The 17400-nt window shown below is 63.8% G+C and carries 16 protein-coding genes, 1 tRNA gene, 2 rRNA genes and 2 pseudogenes (1 of these 21 cut by a window edge); 9 read left to right on the top strand and 12 right to left on the bottom strand.

What is annotated here, in order from left to right:
- Window positions 1-8 precede the first annotated feature (8 nt).
- Both BSP_RS06750 and BSP_RS06745 read right to left on the bottom strand, forming a co-directional pair.
- A complete protein-coding gene (locus tag BSP_RS06750) occupies window positions 9-770 on the bottom strand; it encodes an SDR family NAD(P)-dependent oxidoreductase (protein ID WP_152949726.1) in 762 nt (253 codons plus the stop codon).
- A gap of 29 nt (window positions 771-799) precedes the next feature.
- Window positions 800-1606 (bottom strand): IclR family transcriptional regulator, encoded by an 807-nt coding sequence (locus BSP_RS06745; RefSeq protein WP_183217621.1) that lies wholly within the window; start codon window positions 1604-1606, stop codon window positions 800-802.
- 140 nt (window positions 1607-1746) lie between these two features.
- Here BSP_RS06745 and rhmD point away from each other — a divergent pair, with 140 nt between their 5' ends.
- The 6 genes from rhmD to BSP_RS06715 all read left to right on the top strand — a co-directional run bounded on the left by rhmD (window position 1747) and on the right by BSP_RS06715 (window position 7885).
- Window positions 1747-2940 (top strand): L-rhamnonate dehydratase, encoded by a 1194-nt coding sequence (gene rhmD, locus BSP_RS06740; RefSeq protein ID WP_152949724.1) that lies wholly within the window; start codon window positions 1747-1749, stop codon window positions 2938-2940.
- Between the two features lie 19 nt (window positions 2941-2959).
- Window positions 2960-3823 (top strand): fumarylacetoacetate hydrolase family protein, encoded by an 864-nt coding sequence (locus BSP_RS06735; RefSeq protein WP_152949723.1) that lies wholly within the window; start codon window positions 2960-2962, stop codon window positions 3821-3823.
- Window positions 3820-4572 carry an SDR family NAD(P)-dependent oxidoreductase gene (locus tag BSP_RS06730; RefSeq protein ID WP_152949722.1) on the top strand — a complete coding sequence of 251 codons (753 nt, stop codon included), beginning with the start codon at window positions 3820-3822 and terminating at the stop codon, window positions 4570-4572. The genes BSP_RS06735 and BSP_RS06730 overlap by 4 nt, the downstream gene beginning before the upstream one ends.
- Window positions 4573-4581: 9 nt before the next feature.
- Window positions 4582-5484, top strand: a complete 903-nt coding sequence (locus BSP_RS06725) for an amidohydrolase (RefSeq protein WP_152949721.1) — start codon at window positions 4582-4584, stop codon at window positions 5482-5484.
- A 62-nt stretch (window positions 5485-5546) separates the two neighbouring features.
- Window positions 5547-6824, top strand: coding sequence for a sugar MFS transporter (locus BSP_RS06720; RefSeq protein WP_152949720.1), 1278 nt, complete (start codon window positions 5547-5549; stop codon window positions 6822-6824).
- Window positions 6824-7885, top strand: a complete 1062-nt coding sequence (locus tag BSP_RS06715; protein WP_152949719.1) for a hypothetical protein — start codon at window positions 6824-6826, stop codon at window positions 7883-7885. The genes BSP_RS06720 and BSP_RS06715 overlap by 1 nt, the downstream gene beginning before the upstream one ends.
- On the opposite strand, the pseudogene BSP_RS06710 reads toward BSP_RS06715, so the two are convergent.
- The 5 genes and pseudogenes from BSP_RS06710 to BSP_RS06690 all read right to left on the bottom strand — a co-directional run bounded on the left by BSP_RS06710 (window position 7831) and on the right by BSP_RS06690 (window position 11724).
- Window positions 7831-9013: pseudogene (locus BSP_RS06710) on the bottom strand (IS3 family transposase). The gene BSP_RS06715 and the pseudogene BSP_RS06710 sit on opposite strands and share 55 nt — an antisense overlap.
- 485 nt (window positions 9014-9498) lie before the next feature.
- Entirely contained in the window at window positions 9499-9771 is a 273-nt protein-coding gene (locus BSP_RS06705) for a hypothetical protein (protein WP_152949718.1), read from the bottom strand.
- Window positions 9772-10279: 508 nt separating this feature from the next.
- Window positions 10280-10516: a DNA-binding protein gene (locus BSP_RS06700; protein ID WP_152949717.1), complete on the bottom strand. Its 237-nt coding sequence runs from the start codon at window positions 10514-10516 to the stop codon at window positions 10280-10282.
- Window positions 10517-10533: 17 nt separating this feature from the next.
- Entirely contained in the window at window positions 10534-10830 is a 297-nt protein-coding gene (locus BSP_RS06695) for an addiction module antidote protein (protein ID WP_152949716.1), read from the bottom strand.
- Between the two features lie 69 nt (window positions 10831-10899).
- A complete protein-coding gene (locus BSP_RS06690; RefSeq protein ID WP_152949715.1) occupies window positions 10900-11724 on the bottom strand; it encodes a hypothetical protein in 825 nt (274 codons plus the stop codon).
- Between the two features lie 74 nt (window positions 11725-11798).
- Between BSP_RS06690 and BSP_RS06685 the strand changes: the two genes are divergently transcribed.
- Both BSP_RS06685 and BSP_RS06680 read left to right on the top strand, forming a co-directional pair.
- Window positions 11799-12014 carry a helix-turn-helix domain-containing protein gene (locus BSP_RS06685; RefSeq protein ID WP_152949714.1) on the top strand — a complete coding sequence of 72 codons (216 nt, stop codon included), beginning with the start codon at window positions 11799-11801 and terminating at the stop codon, window positions 12012-12014.
- A 659-nt stretch (window positions 12015-12673) separates the two neighbouring features.
- Entirely contained in the window at window positions 12674-13135 is a 462-nt protein-coding gene (locus tag BSP_RS06680) for a recombinase family protein (protein WP_152949713.1), read from the top strand.
- Window positions 13136-13152: 17 nt separating this feature from the next.
- Here BSP_RS06680 and BSP_RS16470 read toward each other — a convergent pair whose 3' ends face one another.
- Window positions 13153-13512, bottom strand: a complete 360-nt coding sequence (locus BSP_RS16470; RefSeq protein WP_152949712.1) for a hypothetical protein — start codon at window positions 13510-13512, stop codon at window positions 13153-13155.
- A gap of 18 nt (window positions 13513-13530) precedes the next feature.
- On the opposite strand from BSP_RS16470, the pseudogene BSP_RS16600 reads away from it, so the two are divergent.
- A pseudogene (locus BSP_RS16600) lies at window positions 13531-14253 on the top strand (recombinase family protein); the annotation flags it as partial.
- Between the two features lie 144 nt (window positions 14254-14397).
- Here BSP_RS16600 and BSP_RS16335 read toward each other — a convergent pair.
- The 4 genes from BSP_RS16335 to BSP_RS06650 form a co-directional block, all read right to left on the bottom strand.
- Window positions 14398-14715 carry a hypothetical protein gene (locus BSP_RS16335; RefSeq protein WP_227976066.1) on the bottom strand — a complete coding sequence of 106 codons (318 nt, stop codon included), beginning with the start codon at window positions 14713-14715 and terminating at the stop codon, window positions 14398-14400.
- A gap of 43 nt (window positions 14716-14758) precedes the next feature.
- Window positions 14759-14835, bottom strand: a tRNA-Met gene (locus BSP_RS06660).
- Between the two features lie 66 nt (window positions 14836-14901).
- Window positions 14902-15016: ribosomal RNA gene (gene rrf / locus BSP_RS06655) — 5S ribosomal RNA — on the bottom strand.
- Between the two features lie 87 nt (window positions 15017-15103).
- Window positions 15104-17400: ribosomal RNA gene (locus BSP_RS06650) — 23S ribosomal RNA — on the bottom strand; it runs 489 nt beyond the window's last position.

The raw sequence follows: 17400 nt of genomic DNA, 5'->3' as shown, positions 1-17400 counted from the left end.
GGCCTGTCTTACTGGAAGTTGGCGAACGCGCCGCCGTCGACCAGCAGGGCGGCGCCGGACATATAACCCGCCATGTCGGACGCCAGGAAGGCGACCACCGAGGCGATGTCCTCGGGCCGGCCCAGCCGCCCCAGCGGAATACGGCCTTCCATATAGGTCCGCTTGGCGGGATCGGACAGGTCGTCCTTATTGATGTCGGTGGCGATGGTGCCGGGCAGGACCGAGTTGCAGCGAATGCCGTATTGGCCCAGGGCCACGGCGCAGGATTGCATCAGACTGTGAACCCCGGCCTTGGTCGGGGTGTAGTGGGTCTGCATCTCGCCGCCGACCAGGGCCGAGATGGAGCTGATCGCCACAATGGCGCCGCCGCCCCCCTGCTTCACCATCTGGTTCGCGGCGGCCTGGGTCATGAAATAGGCCCCGTGCAGATTGACCTCCATGGTCCGGCGCAGGGTCTCCACCGGCATGTCCAGAAAGGCGTGGAAGGGGCAGATCCCGGCATTGGAGACGAAGACGTCCACCCGGCCCAGGGCCTGGACCGACCGGTCGATGAAGTCGGCGGCGCTGTCCGGCAGGGCCACGTCGCCATCGACGGCGACGGCCCGGCGGCCCAGCCGCTCGATCTCGGCGACGACATCTGCGGCGGCCTCGGCGTCGCGAAAGGTGTTGATCGCCACGTCTGCGCCCTGGCGCGCAGACTCGATCGCGGTCGCCCGTCCGATGCCTCGCGACGCCCCGGTGATCAGGACGACCTTGTTCTCAAGCAGCATGGGGGCTCCAGCGGTTCTGTGGGTTTGGATCAGGTTTTGGGCGACCAGCCGAGGTCGGCGCTGATGGCGTCAGCGGCCTCCGTCACGGTCTTGGTCAGTTCGCTCATTCGCGCGTCGGACATGTATTGAGCGGCCGAGGAGACGCTGAGGGCCGCGACGATTCGGCCGTCGACCGAGCGGATCGGAGCAGCGACGCAGCGGATCTGGTCTTCGTTCTCCTCAAGATCGAAGGCGTAGCCCTTCTGGGCGTAGCCGCGCATCCGCTCCAGCCAGACGGCGCGCGCGGCCGAGTCGAACTTGGCGTCCGGCTCGGCGTAGAAATCGATCCACTCCGCCTCGGTCTTGTCCAGGATCAGCGCCTTGCCCAGGCCGGTCGAGGCGATGGGGTGACGTTCGCCCAGGCGCGAACCGATGTTGATGCGGCGACGCCCGGCCACCTTGTCCAGATAGAGGGCATGACGGCCGTCCAGCACGCCCAGATGCACCGTGTCGTCCGTGGCGGCCGACAGCTGCTCCAGCCAGGGCCGGGCGACGCGCGGCAGATGCATCTGCTGGCTGGCGGCGTGCCCCAGCTCCAGCAGTTTCGGCCCCAGGGAATAGCCCTCGCGCGGCCGGAACGACAGCAGACGACGCTCCACCAGGGCCGAGGCCAGGCGGTGGGTGGTGCTGCGGGTCAGATCCAGCTTTTCCGACAGTTCGGCCAGCGGCAGGGAGCCTTCGATCAAGGCGTCGATGACGTCCAGACCGCGCAGCAGGGTCTGGCTGCCGGACGCCTTGGCCCCCGCCTCTTCTTCACCTGCGACCTGCATGGTCTTGATTGACGCCGTTCGTCCCATTTCGTAATCCTCATTCTCAGAATGTAGCAAAACGCGCAAGTCGTCCAAAGCTATGCAGGGAACCTTGGCGTGTCGCAGGGAGGAAAGCCAGTGAAATCCCGAAATATGGGAGAGGATCGCCGCTTTTTGGCGGGTTCGCAATGAGCCGCCTGCCCCGGATCAAGCATGTCCGCGCCTTCGTCGTTAAAAACGACGGGACCGGCGGCGGCGCCGACTATCACGATCAGGGCGACGGCCACTGGATCGACGACCATATCGCCACGCCTATGGCGAAATATCCCGAGTATCGTCAGAGCCGCCGCAGCTTCGGCATCAATGTGCTGGGCACGCTGGTGGTCGAGATCGAGGCCGAGAACGGCGTCGTCGGTTTCGCGGTCACGACCGGCGGCGAACCCGCCGCCTATATCGTCGAAAAACACCTGGCCCGCTTCCTGGAAGGGCGCGACCCGTCCGAGGTCGAGAAGATCTGGGACCAGATGTATTTCTCGACCCAGTATTACGGCCGCAAGGGTCTGGTGGTGAACGCCATCTCGGGCGTCGATCTGGCCCTGTGGGACCTGTTGGGCCGTCTGCGCCAGGAGCCGGTCTTCGCCATGCTGGGCGGGGCCGTGCGCGACGAACTGACCTTCTACGCCACCGGCGCCCGGCCCGACAAAGCCAAGGAACTGGGTTTCATCGGCGGCAAGATGCCCCTGCACCACGGCCCTGCCGAGGGCGAGGAGGGCCTGAAGAAGAACCTCGCCGAGCTGGAGGCCATGCGGAACGCCTGCGGCGACGACTTCTGGCTGATGTTCGACTGCTGGATGGCGCTGGACCTGAACTACGCCACCCGCCTGGCCCATGAGGCGCACAAACTGGGTCTGAAGTGGATCGAGGAGGCGCTGAGCCCCGACGACTACTGGGGCTATCAGGCGCTGAAAAAGAACGCCCCCAAGGGGATGCTGGTGACCACCGGCGAGCATGAGGCGACCCGCTGGGGCTTCCGCATGCTGCTGGAAATGGAATGCTGCGACATCATCCAGCCGGACGTCGGCTGGTGCGGCGGCGTCACCGAACTGCAGAAGATCTCCGCCCTGGCCGATTCCAAGGGCGTGCTGATGATCCCCCACGGGTCCAGCGTCTATTCCTACCACTTTGTGGTCACGCGCCATAACAGCCCCTTCGCCGAGTTCCTGATGATGGCCCCCGGCGCCGACGAGGTCGTGCCCATGTTCCATCCGCAGCTGATCGGCGAACCCGTGCCGGTCAACGGCAGGCTCAAGGTTCCTGACACGCCAGGCTTCGGCGTGGAGCTGAACCGCGACATCGCCCTGCACCGCCCCTACGCCCGCTAGTCGAGAGTCCCCCCGTCTCATGAAACTGCTTCGCTACGGCCCCAGGGGCCAGGAAAAGCCCGGCCTGCTGGATGCGAACGGCCGCATCCGCGACCTGTCCGGCGTGGTCGCCGACATCACGCCCGACCAGCTGTGGGGCGAAGGCCTGGCTGCGCTGAAGGCGATCGATCCCGAGCGCCTGCCGCTGGTCGAAGGTCAGCCGCGCTACGGCGTGCCGGTGAACGGCGTGCGCAAATTCATCGCCATCGGCCTGAACTTCGCCGACCACGCCGAGGAATCGAACCTGCCCATTCCGTCGGAGCCTGTCGTCTTCGCCAAGGCGGTCTCCTGCCTTCAGGGACCGAACGACACGGTCGTCATCCCGCGCGGCTCTGAGAAGACCGACTGGGAGGTCGAGCTGGGCATCGTCATCGGCAGGCGGGCCTCCTACGTCGAACAGGCCGACGCCCTGGATCATGTGGCCGGCTATGTGCTGATCAACGACGTGTCCGAGCGCGCCTTCCAGACCGAGCGTGGCGGCACCTGGGACAAGGGCAAGGGGTGCGACACCTTCGGTCCGGTCGGCCCCTGGATCGTCACCCCCGACGAGGTCGGCGACGTCCAGAACCTGGACATGTGGCTGGACCTGAACGGCAAGCGGATGCAGACCGGCAACACCCGGACCATGATCTTCGGCGTCGCCGAGATCGTGTCCTACGTCAGCCAGTTCATGACGCTGGAGCCGGGGGATCTGATCACCACCGGCACCCCGCCCGGCGTGGGCCTGGGCCAGAAGCCCGAACCCTTCTACCTCAAGGCCGGCGACGTGATGGAGCTGGGCATCGACAAGCTGGGCAGCCAGCGTCAGGCCGTGGTCGCCTGGTCCAGGGATCTGGTCGCATGAGCGCCTATGAAGGACGTTTTGCAGGCCGGGCCGCCGTCGTGACCGGCGGGGCCTCGGGCCTGGGCAAGGCCGCCGCCGCCCGCATCGTCGCCGAGGGCGGCCGGGTGGTGCTGTGGGATCTGAACGCGGACACGCTTAAGGCCGCCGCAGCTGAGGTCGGCGCCGTGACGACCGTGGCCCTGGACGTGGCCGATCCCGAGGCGGTCGCGTCGGCCGCCGAGACTTCGAACGCGGCCCTGGGCGGCCGCATCGACATCCTGGTCGCCTCCGCCGGCGTCACGGGCGCCACCGCGCCGGTGCAAGAGTTTCCGATCGACAGCTGGAAGCGGGTCGTGGACATCAATCTGAACGGCGTCTTCTACTGCTGCCGCGCCGTCGTGCCCTTCATGCTGGCGAACGGCTACGGCCGGATCGTCAATGTGGCCTCGGTCGCGGGCAAGGAAGGCAATCCCAACGCCAGCGCCTATTCGGCGTCAAAGGCGGGGGTGATCGGCTTCACCAAGTCTCTGGGCAAGGAATTGGCCGGCAAGGGCGTCATCGCCAACAGCCTGACCCCCGCCACCTTCGAAAGCCCGATCCTGGAGCAACTGCCCCAGAGCCAGGTCGACTATATGCGCTCCAAAATCCCCATGGGCCGCTTGGGCGAGGTCGAGGAAAGCGCCGCCATGGTCTGCTTTATGGCCTCCGAAGAGTGCAGCTTCACCACCGCCTCGACGTTCGACACGTCCGGCGGGCGCACGACCTACTGAGTGTACGCCGTGGGCTCGGATCTCCGCATCGTCGATTCGCACGTCCATCTGTGGGACCTGTCACGGGCGCGCTACGGCTGGCTTCAGGACGATCCCCTGCCGAACAATCCAGCCGGGGACATGTCGTCCATCGCCAACGCGAACTATCTGCTGGACGACTATCTGGCCGATACGGCCGGCTGGCGTGTGGAAAAGATCGTTCACGTCGAGGCCGGCCAGCCGGTAGGCCGGCAACTGGCCGAAACAGACTGGCTACAATCGCTCGCCGATGACACCGGTTATCCACACGCGATCGTCGCCGGCGCCGACATGCTTGACCCACACCTGGACGCCCTGCTGGAGGCTCACGCCGCCCGCGCGAACGTGCGCGGCGTGCGCCAGATCGTCTGCTGGCACGAGGATCCGCTGAAAACCTATACCGACCGAGACCTGTTGCGAGATCCGCAGTGGGTGGCGGGCTTCGCGAAACTGGCGCGGCACGGCCTGTCGTTCGACCTCCAGCTCTATCCGTCGCAGATGGCGGCCGCCGCCATCATCGCCGCGCGTCACCCCGACATTTCGATGATCGTCAATCACGCCGGACTGCCGACCGACCGAGACGCAGCGGGAATGGAGCGCTGGAAGCGGGGTCTGCGCCTGCTGGCCGCCCAACCCCAGGTCTCGATCAAGATTTCCGGCCTCGGCATCACCGACCTCGCCTGGACCCCCGACAGCATTCGCCCCGTCGTCCTGGAGTGTATCGACGCCTTCGGGACCGAGCGGGCCATGTTCGCCTCCGACTTCCCGGTCGAGCGGGTCCACGGAACCTTCGACGCCTTCTATTCCGCCTTCGACGCGATCACGGCCGACTTCTCGGCCGAAGAGCGCGACCGCCTGTTCGCCGCCAACGCCGAGGCGATCTACCGCATCTGACACCCACCCGCCGAGGCCGCGAAAAGACGGCCAGGCCCGCGAGAAACACCAGGAGAGCCCCAATGGTCATCGAGACCGACGCCGCCCACACCCCCGGAGGTCTGGCCCAGCCCTCAGTTTCGGGGCCTGCCGGTTCCTTGAAGGGCCCGCTGGCCTTCGCCATCGCCTGCTTCCTGATCTGGGGCCTGGCCTATGGCCTGCTGGACGTGCTGAACAAGCATTTCCAGGAGACGCTCAGCATCAGCCAGGCCGACAGCGCCTGGCTGCAGATCGCCTATTTCGGGGCCTATCTGCTGCTGTCGATCCCGGCGGGCCTGTTGCTGCACGCCCGGGGCTACAAGTTCGGCATCGTGTCGGGCCTGGCGGTCACCGCGATCGGCGCCCTGCTGTTCATCCCGGCGGCGGGCGCAGGGGCCTTCCTGCCCTTCGTCGGATCCATGTTCGTTCTGGCCGCCGGCCTGTGCATTCTGGAAACCAGCGCCGACACCTACGTCAACGTCTTGGGCGATCCGGCCAAGGCGTCTCAGCGGCTGAACCTGGCCCAATCGTTTAACGCCCTGGGCGTCTTCTTCGGGCCGCTGATCGGCGGCGCCGTCTTCTTCAGCCCGACGACGACCCAGGCCCTGGGCGGGGCGACCCGCTCGATCCAGATCGTCTACGGCCTGATCGCCGTCGGGGTGATCCTGTTCGCCCTGGCCGTCTGGCGCGCCCGCCTGCCGGAGACCGGCCTGTCGGACCACGGCTCGGCCGAGGGCGACGTTCCCGCCCTGCCCCTGTCGAAACAGCCGCACTTCGTCGCCGGCGTGATCACCCAGGCCCTTTATATCGGCGCCCAGGTCGGCATCGGCGCCTATTTCATCAATCTGGTGACCCACAACTGGCAGGGCCTGACGTCGCAGCAAGGCGCCTTCATGCTGTCGCTGGCGGCCATCGGCTATCTGGTCGGCCGCTTCTTCGCCACCGCCCTGCTGCTGAAGATCAGGCCGCGCGCCCTGCTGACGGCCTATGGCCTGATCAATGTCGTCCTGACCCTGGTCGTGGCGGCCGGGATCAATATCGTCTCGCCGGTCGCCCTGATCGCCGTCTTCTTCTTCATGTCGACCATGTTCGCGACCATCTTCGCATTGGGCACGACCGGGCTGGGCGCCGCCACCAAGCGCGCCTCGTCCCTGATGGTCATGGCGATCGGCGGCGGCGTGCTGCTGCCGTGGCCGATGGGCAGGATCGCCGACCTCTACGGCGCCAACGTCGCCTTCCTGATGCCTGCGGTCTGTTTCGCGGTCGTCGCCTGGTACGGATGGAAGGGCGCGGGCTTGGGGCTGAAGGCGGAGGCGAAGTAATGGGTTTCCGCGCCGCCCTTCTCGCCTTCACCCTGCTGGCCGGCCCCACTGCGGCCTGCGCCCAGACAGTCGCGCCCGTCGCCGTCGCGCCCGCCGCGCCGATCGACCGACACGCCCTGGTCACGCGCCATAATGTGACGCTGACCTCGATAGACCCTCATGCGCCGATCATGCTGGGCAATGGGAACCTGGGCTTCACCGCCGACATCACGGGGTTGCAGACCTTTCCGGCACAGTATTCGGAACTGTCCCCCCTGCTGACCATGGCGCAGTGGGCCTGGCACAGCTTTCCCAATCCGAACGGCTATACCGAACAGGACGGCCTGATCGACGTGCCCGTGCCGGGACGGGGGGAACAACCCTATGCCTGGATGAAGTCGTGGGCGGTGGCCGAAACCCAGCCCGCCTACACCTGGCTGCGGGCCAATCCGCATCGGTTCTCTCTCAGTCGCATCGGCCTGACCTTCGCCGACGGCGGGCCGCTGGAATTCGCCAAGGTCGCTCACACCCGCCAGACGCTGGACCTGTGGTCCGGGGCCCTGACCAGCCGCTTCACCTATGACGGCCAGCCGGTCGAGGTCGTCACCCGCGTCCACCCGAGCCTGGACATGGTTATGGTCGAGATCGTCTCCCCCTTGGTCTCCACGCGAGGCCTGGGCGTTCAGGTCCGCTATCCAAGCGTCGCCCCCGCCATCAATCCCGATCCGACGTCGTTTGACGCCTCGGGAGCCCAAAGCCTGACCGTCGTCGCCCAAGACGCGGGCGACGTCCGCATTCGCCGCACCCTGGACGACACCCGCTATTATTCGGGCATCACCGCTTCCGGTGAGATCGAGCAAACCGGCGCCGACGCCTTTCGAGCGGTCGCCGCCGGTCGCGACCGGCTGACCGTCATGGTCCGCTTCGATCGGCAAGAGCGAGCGCCCGCGACACCGGCCTACAGCGCCGGCGTCCAGGCGACGACCGCCCACTGGAACGGCTTCTGGACTGACGTGCCCCTGAGTTTTCATCCAGCGGCGACCAGAGTCCTTGGGTTAGTTACGCCTCGTAGCGTGGGGTGAGCAACAGGCCGAGCCGCGCAGCTTTCATCCTGCGCAGCGGGTCGGCCTGTTGCGGTCAGACTGGCGGCAAAGGCCTCCGGGGTGAGGTAGCCGATCGACGAGTGCGGCCGGCGGGTATTGTAGTCCAGCGCCCAGGCAGCGACCTTCTGGCGGGCGTGATCCAGACTAAAGAACAGGCTCTCGTTGAGCAGTTCGTCGCGCATCCGGCCGTTGAAGGATTCCACAAACCCGTTCTGGGTCGGCTTGCCGGGCGCGATGTAGTGCCAGTCGACGCCATGATCCTGCGCCCAGGCCAGGATGGCCGTGGACGTGAATTCCGTGCCGTTGTCGCTGACGATCATGGCGGGACGGCCCCGTCGAGCGATCAGCGCTGTCAGCTCGCGCGCGACGCGGCGTCCCGAGATCGATCGGGGATCGCCGCCAGGCACTCGCGGGTGACGTCGTCGACCACGTTGAGAATGCGGAAGCGGCGGCCCGTGGCGAACTGGTCGTGCACAAAGTCCAGCGACCAGCGGGCGTTCGGCCTTGCCTCGATCAGGATCGGCGCCCGCGTGCCGATGGCTCGACGACGGGAGCGGCGCTTGCGCACCGTCAGACCTTCCTCGCGGTAGAGCCGGTAGATCCGGTTCTTGCCCGAAGGCTCGCCTTCACGTCGCAGCAGCACGAACAGCCGGCGATAGCCGAACCGTCGCCGCTCGACAGCCAGGGCGCGCAGCCGCTCCCGCAGCGCCGTGTCTGGCGGGCGGCAAGAGCGATAGCGCACCGATTTGCGGTCGGCCTTGATGATGGAGCAGGCCCGCCGCTCGCTGACGCCGAACGTCGCCTTCACATGGGCGACGGCTTGGCGCATCGCCGCGGGCCCTACCACTTTTTTGAGAGCAGATCGTTCAGCGCCGCCTTGTCGAGCATGGCGTCGGCCAGCAGGCGCTTCAGCTTTCCGTTCTCATCTTCCAGGGCGCGCAGGCGCTGGGCGTCCGACACGCTCATCCCGCCGAACTTGGCTTTCCAGGCGTAGATCGTGCCCTCCGACACGCCGTGCTTGCGCGCCAACTCGCCCGCTTTGGCACCGGCCTCGTTCTCCCGCAGGATCCCGATGATCTGCTCTTCCGTGAATCTCGCTCGTTTCATTCCGTCCGTCCTTTCAAGGGCCGGACTCTAGCTCCGCGTGGAGGAAATTCTCAGGGGCACGTCACGTCGCCCCGCATACGGCACAGCTAGTAACAGCGGATTGTTAAATGGTTACGGCGCCGGAAGGAGGCACGCCTCCCCTCAAGGAATTCATCTCCTCTTGAACCGCCGCCCGTGTCGCTTCATAGGTTGAATACGGTTTCGGCCGTTGGGCTACGTCCCCCACCCCTTCGGGGGCCAACCACGCTGATAAAGGCCTCCTGGGTCCTCGCTCAGGGAAAGACGTGTCACCGCATCCATAAGCGTCGTTTGAACGGGCCCATTGGCGCCCGGTCTCCCCTTCTAGCTGCCTCAGAGATCCCTGCGCCTTCACCGCCCACCGAGCTCACGGGTCCGAACTGCAACTCAACACGGGTTTATGGCTTGATCCATCGTTCGATACGGTGGGGGTCCCTCGCTTGAGACGCCCCCGTTGACGCGATCACTCACCTATCGTCATCGGCCAGGAAGGCCATGAATATGGTCGCCAACCTCTCATCCATGCGGAGCCCGACCGGGATATCGAACGGCCGTTCCCCGAGAGGGCCGAACACGTGAAGAGCGGCCTGGGCTGCAAGGTCACGGACCTGCGTGAACTGATCATTACCCAACTGCTTTCTGGCCACCGCCGTAAGGAGCGCCACAGTCAGCATGGTCTGGTAGCCGGCCTGCTGGGCTACCCAGTCTTTGCGATCGACAGATAGATTCTCGATGGCCACGTCGAGAATCCGCCCGATAGGCCTGCAGGTTGTGCGCGATATCTCGCTAAGCCGAGCTTTTGTCTTCGGCTGAACATGGCCGGTGATCCTGGGTAGTTTCGTCGCCATACAAATTCTGGATCTCGGTAGGTGGGCACGTCGACGTGCACACCCTAAGATGCTGTTTCTGCGGCATAAACGGCGACTTTTCCCCTAGCAACACCGTCGACGTACCCACCCATTCGTAATTAATTTATTTAATAATTTCAAATTACTACACGGACCGCAGGTGTGCGTAATGTGTGCACCTCCCGAGGGAGGTTGCTGAACGAGTCCCCACCAGGGCGATCGGCGCGAAAATGCACAGGGTCTCGGACCTGCCGAAAGGCAGCACAAACCTCTAGGCCGCAAGGGCGTAAACCGAGCCTGACGCCCTTGGCGACACCGCCTTCCAGAGGACCACACGCTGCGTTTCGACGCAGAAATTCGGCCCGCGCCCCGAGATGGAATCTTGCGCGTCGATGACCGTTCAGACCGGGCTTACGCGCACCTCCAAACCGACCTCGTGCAGGAGGCCGACGAAGGCCGCCAGAGAGAGGCGCTGGCCGCCCTTTGATCGAAGGATGACGCCCAAGGTGCTCGCCAGCTCCTCAGGCCCCTCCTCTTCCGCGACAGCGAGCTTGAGATAGGCCGCGACATCGGCCGGTGTCTCGATGTAGTTCGCGGCGTCGAACTCTCGGGTCTCCAGCAGGCTCGATGGGATCATGATCAACTCCGGAATGCTCAGTTCGTGGACTGGAAACTCACCCTCACGCCGACCGCACGGGCGATGTTCAGAACAGTTGCGAACGACGGATCGGCGCCATCCGCCAGGGCCTCGTGAAGGGCCAGCTCGGACAGGCCGGCGTCGGCCGCGACGATCGACGCCCCGCGCGCTCGCACCGCGACACGAAACGCCCGAATGATTTCTCCAGCGTCATTGTCCGTGTCATCGGCGACGACCTGAATGTAGGCGGCGATGCGCTCAGCACTCGTGAGCACCTCTGCGGGATCAAACTCGCGAATACCCAAGTCAGCCACGCAGTACCTCCATACCTATCGAGAGCGCCATCCGAACGAAACCGCTCCCGGTCTCGAGACGTGTAGCCGTCACTTGATAACCACCAACCTATCACGCCCCTTGATCACAGGCCGCATCGTGACGTGTGGACGAGCACGCATCGCCTGGAGACGAGATCCGGTCGAGACCGGGTGACGTTCGGCGAACAGAACCGGATAGTCGCACGTTCGACCCAGCAGTCCAGTCAGGCCGTCATGGATCGCTTCCAGTTCGACGACCTCAAGTTCGAACGCCGACAGATAATCGACAACCTCATGGGCATTCAACGGCGGCTTGAAGCGCCGGTTCTCTTCAAACCAGCGCCATCGCGCCTGCAGCATGACCAGCCATTCGCGCCCCCCAACCGGAACCCTGGCTTCAGCCTGTGAGAGATAGGTGTCGATCGCCTCCTCGGCCTCGACCATCGCCTCCAACCGACGACGAACGTGGGACACACGCCAGAACCTGTCCAGGCGCACACCGAGGTCGCCATCACTTCCATTGAGAAGCGGCTCGAGACTCAGCTCGACATCCCCGCTCAGGTAGAGATCCAGATCGTCCACCCTGACGAAGCCGATGAGCTGGCGCAGCCCCTCATGAACGCGCACCGCATCGAGACCTGTCAGGTCTTCGAGGTGAGCATCCAGGGTCGCCACGATATAGGGCGCCTGAGACCGTCGGCTGACCGGACGCTGCTGCCAGAGCATGAGGAGCGCCTGCAGGACCTGGGTGCCTTCGACGCCCAGACCCAGTGCTACAGCCCGGCGCATGGCGTCTAGAGAAGCGAACTGCAGCAACGCCTGAAGGTCAGCGTCAGCCAGATGGGTATCCTCACCGATCACGCTGTCCAACAGACTGCCGGCCGTATTCGTCATGGTCTTTGCCTCGGAATTCGAAATCACACTGATAGTGTGTAGATGAGGGCAGAGCTCGGCCGCAAGTCGAAGAGGTGGAAACTGATCCGGACCTTCTCGCCTTCGGCCAGGCTGTCAAACAGCTCCGACTGGCGCGCGACCTCAGCCAGGAGGAACTGGCCCACCGCTCAGGCCTGCACCGGAACTACATCGGCGGTATCGAACGCGGGGAGCGCAACGTCGGCGTGAAAGCCGTCTTCGCCCTGGCCCGCGGCCTAGGTTGTGCGCCCCGTGATTTCTTCAGCGCCTGACGAGGGTTTCCACGTAAAACAGCATCAACCACTCATTAACCCGACCGCGACCAGCCTAAGCGGGCTGTGAGCCCGATCCCTGCATCCCCTTACCCAAGGATGCAGGAACATGAGTATTGATAAGACCGCTCCGTCTGGAGCTTCGATCACCCCTACCCGCCTCGCGCAGGAGCAGACCCCAGCTCCCGCAGCGACGGCGGAATCAAGCCCTGCGACCGGCTCGCCGGATTCGTTGGGCATGGCCGCACACGATGCTCAGGCATCGATGCATGCCGCTGCCGTCATCTTCCAGCAAGCCCAGACACTTGCTCTGGGCGCCTCCGCGCGGCCGGAGGTGCGTATCGCCCTAGCAGAAAGCCTTCTGGCCGAACTCGCCCGCGCTCTTATGCGCGTGGCGCTGGGCTCTCAGACCTGCGCGCCCTCGGTGCCGCCGGAACCTGACGCTTAACGCCTCGCTGTGCAGGCGAAGCCCCGCCGGCAGTCGGCGGGGTGCCCCCTCCCCCACGTTCAGGCCATCGCCTGGACGCAGCCCTGTCACCCTCAGCCCGAGCCATCGTGGCTGGCCGCCTTTTCGCTGATCTGCGCCGTCACCCTAGCGCGTGCAGCGCCCGATCAGCGACCCTGTCCTTGTTCTTTTTCTCACCGGAGCCAGACTTCTCATGCGTGCCGCCCTCTACACTCGCAGCGCCAGCGTTCCCCAACAATTCGCCGAGATCCATGACCCGTTCTCGGCGTGCCGGACCTTCGCCGAGCGCGAAGGCATCGACGTCGTCGCCGCCTTCGAAGATGCAGGAGCATCCGGCGTTTCCAGCGTCGATCGTCCCGGTTTCCTTGACCTGATGCAGACCGCCAAAACCGGTGCGTTCGACGTCGTCATCTGCGAGGGACTGGATCGCCTGTCTCGATCCCAGGCGGACATCATCGACATCTTCGAAAGCCTGCGCGTCCTTGAGGTCTCAGTCATCACGCTGGCGGACGGCCGTGTCGACGCGATGCAGGTCTGCGAAAACGGAGCGTCAGACACCCCTCGGCTCAAGGCGATGCAGCGCAAGGCTATGACCGAACACCAGGGCGATGAGATCAGTCCGTCCGCACCCGAATCCGAGCCCGAGGCCGCGTAATGGTCAACGCCGCCCCTTCAACCGCAACCCGGCCCCTGATGCGGGCGGCCCTCTACGCCCGCTTCTCCAGCGATCTGCAGAAGCAGACCTCGATCGAGGATCAGTTGGTCGCCTGCCGCGCCTTCGCTGCCCGTCAGGGCATCGAGATTGTCGGCGCCTTCGAGGACGCCGGCATATCCGGCGCCTCGATCGTCAACCGCCCCGGCTTCCTGGCCATGGAACGCGCCGCCAAGGGCGGCGCGTTCAACGTGGTGATCTGCGAAGCCCTGGACCGACTGTCGCGGTCCCAGGCCGACATCGCCGCCATCTTTGAGGACCTGCGCTTCCACGGCGTCGCCATCCACACGATCTCGGAAGGCGCCGTCGACGAACTGCACGTCGGCCTCAAGGGCACGATGAACGCCCTCTACCTGCAGGAGACCCGCCGGAAAACCCGGCGGGGCATGGAGGGGGTCGTCCGGGACGGTCGCCATACGGGAGGTCGGGTTTATGGCTACGCTATCCGCCGCGCCTTCGACGCCGCCGGCGAGCCGATCAGGGGCCTTCGCGATCTCGTCCCGACTGAGGCCGAGGTGGTCGTCGAGATCTTTCGCAAGTACGCCGCGGGCGCCTCACCACGCGCCATAGCGGCGGACCTGAATGCGCGTGGCGTCCGCAGCCCTCGGGGCGGGACGTGGAACGCCTCGACCATCAACGGCAACGCCGATCGCGGGAACGGCGTCATTCACAACGAACTCTATCGGGGCGTCCTGGTATTCGGCCGCCAGACCTGGCTGAAGGATCGCAGCACGGGCGCGCGCAATGCGCGCAAGGGCGATCCCGCCAGCATCGTCCGTCAGGAGGTTCCGGCCCTGCGCATCGTTCCAGAAGAGCTCTGGCTCAAGGTCCGCGCCCGCTATGAAGAGAACCGCCTGGGCCCGCAGAAGACATCGTCACTGGCCTCGGTGCGCCCGAAGCATCTGCTCAGCGGCAAGCTGACTTGCGGCTGCTGCAGCGGCCCGATGATCCGCAGCGGATCAGAGCAACGCTTCGTCTGCTCCTGGCGACGCGAGCGCGGCCCTGCCGCCTGCGACAACGGGCGTGGAGTCAAGGGCGCAGACATCTCCGACCGGGTTCTAGCGGCCCTTAGGGATCGCCTTCTCGCGCCTGACATCGTCGCCGCCGCCATGGAGGAGGCGCGCCTGGAAATGGAGAAACGCAATCGGGAAGTCCGAAGCCGGCGCGGCAAACTGGAAGCCGATCTGGCCGAAGCTATTCGCCGGTCAGAGCGCCTGATCGACCAGGTCGCCGACGGCGTCCTGAGCGGCGCGGCGATCAAGGACAAGCTGGCCACGCTTGAGGCCCAGCGCGCGGCTTTGGAAGCGGAGCTGGCGGCCGAGGAAGCGCCCTCGCCCGTATCGCTGCATCCGGGGATCGCCGAGCACTATCGCCGTGTGGTGGGTGACCTCGCCCAGGCGCTTCACCGCAGCGACAGCGAGGCGGCGGCCGAGGCTCGCGATCTGGTGCGTCGGCTGATCGAGACGGTTGTAGTCACGCCGCTGCCCGAGCGAGGACAATATGGGCTGACCGTCAAAGGACAAATCGCCGCCCTGGTAGGCCAGGACGGCGATTGTACTATTGTAGTGGGTGCGGGAGCAGGATTTGAACCTGCGACCTTCAGGTTATGAGCCTGACGAGCTACCGGGCTGCTCCATCCCGCGGCAGGGGTGGTTTGTGGAGGAAGAGGGGTTCGATAGGTTTTTCATCATCGGCTGTCCGCCTGGTAGACCCGGCGGCGACCTACTCTCCCGCGCCTTGAGACGAAGTACCATTGGCTCTGGAGGGCTTAACGACCGAGTTCGGAATGGGATCGGGTGGGGAACCTCCGACATAGCCACCAGGTCAACGAGGCGGACAGCGGATGATGAGAAGACATTGTCGTGACGATCATCGGGTCATTGATGATCATCGAATGAGTTTTGCTGAGAAACGATCAAACCGATCGGATTATTAGTACCAGTAAGCTTCACGCGTCGCCGCGCTTCCACACCTGGCCTATCAACGTGGTAGTCTTCCACGATCCTCAGCGAAGCCTTGTTTTGAGGTTAGTTTCCCGCTTAGATGCTTTCAGCGGTTATCTATTCCATACTTAGCTACCCTGCTGCACAGCTGGCGCCATGACAGGTACACCAGAGGTATGTCCATCCCGGTCCTCTCGTACTAGGGACAGATCCTCTCAAGCTTCGAACACCCACGGCAGATAGGGACCAAACTGTCTCACGACGTTCTGAACCCAGCTCACGTACCACTTTAAATGGCGAACAGCCATACCCTTGGGACCTGCTCCAGCCCCAGGATGTGATGAGCCGACATCGAGGTGCCAAACTTTGCCGTCGATATGGACTCTTGGGCAAAATCAGCCTGTTATCCCTAGAGTACCTTTTATCCGTTGAGCGATGGCCCTTCCACTCGGGACCACCGGATCACTATGGCCGACTTTCGTCTCTGCTCGACTTGTCAGTCTCGCAGTCAGGCGAGCTTATGCCATTGCACTCGACGAGCGATTTCCGACCGCTCTGAGCTCACCATCGCGCGCCTCCGTTACACTTTGGGAGGCGACCGCCCCAGTCAAACTACCCACCACGCCATGTCCCGGGACCGGATAACGGTCCTCGGTTAGACGTCAACGACAGTAAGGGTGGTATTTCAAGGACGACTCCACCAGAGCTGGCGCCCCGGTTTCATAGTCTCCCACCTATCCTACACATACGGTCGCTAACGCCAAGGCGAAGCTATAGTAAAGGTTCATAGGGTCTTTCCGTCTGACCGCGGGAACCCCGCATCTTCACGGGGAATTCAATTTCACTGAGCCTGTGCTGGAGACAGTGGGGAAGTCGTTACGCCATTCGTGCAGGTCGGAACTTACCCGACAAGGAATTTCGCTACCTTAGGACCGTTATAGTTACGGCCGCCGTTTACCTGGGCTTCAGTTCGGAGCTTTCACTCCTCCCTTTAACCTTCAGGCACCGGGCAGGCGTCAGACCCTATACGTCGCATTGCTGCTTCGCAGAGCCCTGTGTTTTTGCTAAACAGTCGCTACCCCCTGGCTTGTGCCACTCAGTCCTGGTTGCCCAGGGTGAGTCACGCTTATTCCGAAGTTACGCGTGCAATTTGCCGAGTTCCTTCAGCACAGTTCTCTCAAACGCCTTGGTATGCTCTACCTGACCACCTGTGTCGGTTTCGGGTACGGTCTCTGCTGGAGTTATTTCCTGGGACGACGCCCCTGCACGGACAATCCAATAAGCCCGTACAAGTTATGCCATCCGTCACTTCCAGCTGGTGCAGGAATATTTACCTGCTTCCCATCGACTACGCTTTTCAGCCTCGCCTTAGGGGCCGACTAACCCTGCGCAGATTAGCTTTACGCAGGAACCCTTGGTCTTTCGGCGAGAGTGTCTCTCACACTCTTATCGTTACTCATGTCAGCATTCTCACTTCCGATACCTCCAGCCAGGCTCACGCCTGACCTTCACCGGCTTACGGAACGCTCCGCTACCGCTTGCACAAAGTGCAAACCCATATCTTCGGCGACTGGCTTGAGCCCCGTTACATTTTCCGCGCAGGATCGCTTGATCAGTGAGCTGTTACGCTTTCTTTAAAGGATGGCTGCTTCTAAGCCAACCTCCTGATTGTCAAAGCAATCCCACATCGTTTCCCACTTAGCCAGTACTTGGGGGCCTTAGATGATGGTTAGGGTTGTTTCCCTTTTCACGACGGACGTTAGCACCCGCCGTGTGTCTGCCCGATAGTTCTCTTAGGTATTCGGAGTTTGGTTAGTATTGGTACCGCTCGCGCAGCCCGCAACCATCCAGTGCTCTACCCCCTAAGGAATTCGTCGGACGCTCTACCTAAATAGATTTCGCGGAGAACCAGCTATGTCCAAGTTTGATTGGCCTTTCACCCCTATCCACAAGTCATCCGAGAATTTTTCAACATTCACCGGTTCGGTCCTCCAGTTGGTGTTACCCAACCTTCAACCTGCTCATGGATAGATCACTTGGTTTCGGGTCGTCATACGTCGAACTTAGCGCCCTATTCAGACTCGCTTTCGCTGCGCCTACACCTAACGGCTTAAGCTTGCTCGACACATGAAGTCGCTGACCCATTATACAAAAGGTACGCCGTCACCCCGCTTGGGGGCTCCGACTGCTTGTAGGCTTCCGATTTCAGGATCTGTTTCACTCCCCTTGTCGGGGTGCTTTTCACCTTTCCCTCACGGTACTTGT

Origin of the sequence: Brevundimonas sp. Bb-A, assembly GCF_009394735.1 — a bacterium.
In the GTDB taxonomy this organism is placed as follows: Bacteria; Pseudomonadota; Alphaproteobacteria; order Caulobacterales; family Caulobacteraceae; genus Brevundimonas; species Brevundimonas aurantiaca.
The sequence above is the reverse complement of the archived record's forward strand: the minus strand, read 5'-3'. Positions and strand labels throughout refer to the sequence as shown.

Bases quoted from the DNA above. Each gene is read 5' to 3' on its own strand.
- BSP_RS06715 (WP_152949719.1), top strand. From the start codon at position 6,824: ATGGGTTTCCGCGCCGCCCTTCTCGCCTTCACCCTGCTGGCCGGCCCC.
- BSP_RS06730 (WP_152949722.1), top strand. From the start codon at position 3,820: ATGAGCGCCTATGAAGGACGTTTTGCAGGCCGGGCCGCCGTCGTGACC.
- BSP_RS06750 (WP_152949726.1), bottom strand. From the start codon at position 770: ATGCTGCTTGAGAACAAGGTCGTCCTGATCACCGGGGCGTCGCGAGGC.
- BSP_RS06745 (WP_183217621.1), bottom strand. From the start codon at position 1,606: ATGGGACGAACGGCGTCAATCAAGACCATGCAGGTCGCAGGTGAAGAA.
- BSP_RS06720 (WP_152949720.1), top strand. From the start codon at position 5,547: ATGGTCATCGAGACCGACGCCGCCCACACCCCCGGAGGTCTGGCCCAG.
- BSP_RS06735 (WP_152949723.1), top strand. From the start codon at position 2,960: ATGAAACTGCTTCGCTACGGCCCCAGGGGCCAGGAAAAGCCCGGCCTG.
- rhmD (WP_152949724.1), top strand. From the start codon at position 1,747: ATGAGCCGCCTGCCCCGGATCAAGCATGTCCGCGCCTTCGTCGTTAAA.
- BSP_RS06680 (WP_152949713.1), top strand. From the start codon at position 12,674: ATGCGTGCCGCCCTCTACACTCGCAGCGCCAGCGTTCCCCAACAATTC.
- BSP_RS06700 (WP_152949717.1), bottom strand. From the start codon at position 10,516: ATGATCCCATCGAGCCTGCTGGAGACCCGAGAGTTCGACGCCGCGAAC.
- BSP_RS06690 (WP_152949715.1), bottom strand. From the start codon at position 11,724: ATGACGAATACGGCCGGCAGTCTGTTGGACAGCGTGATCGGTGAGGAT.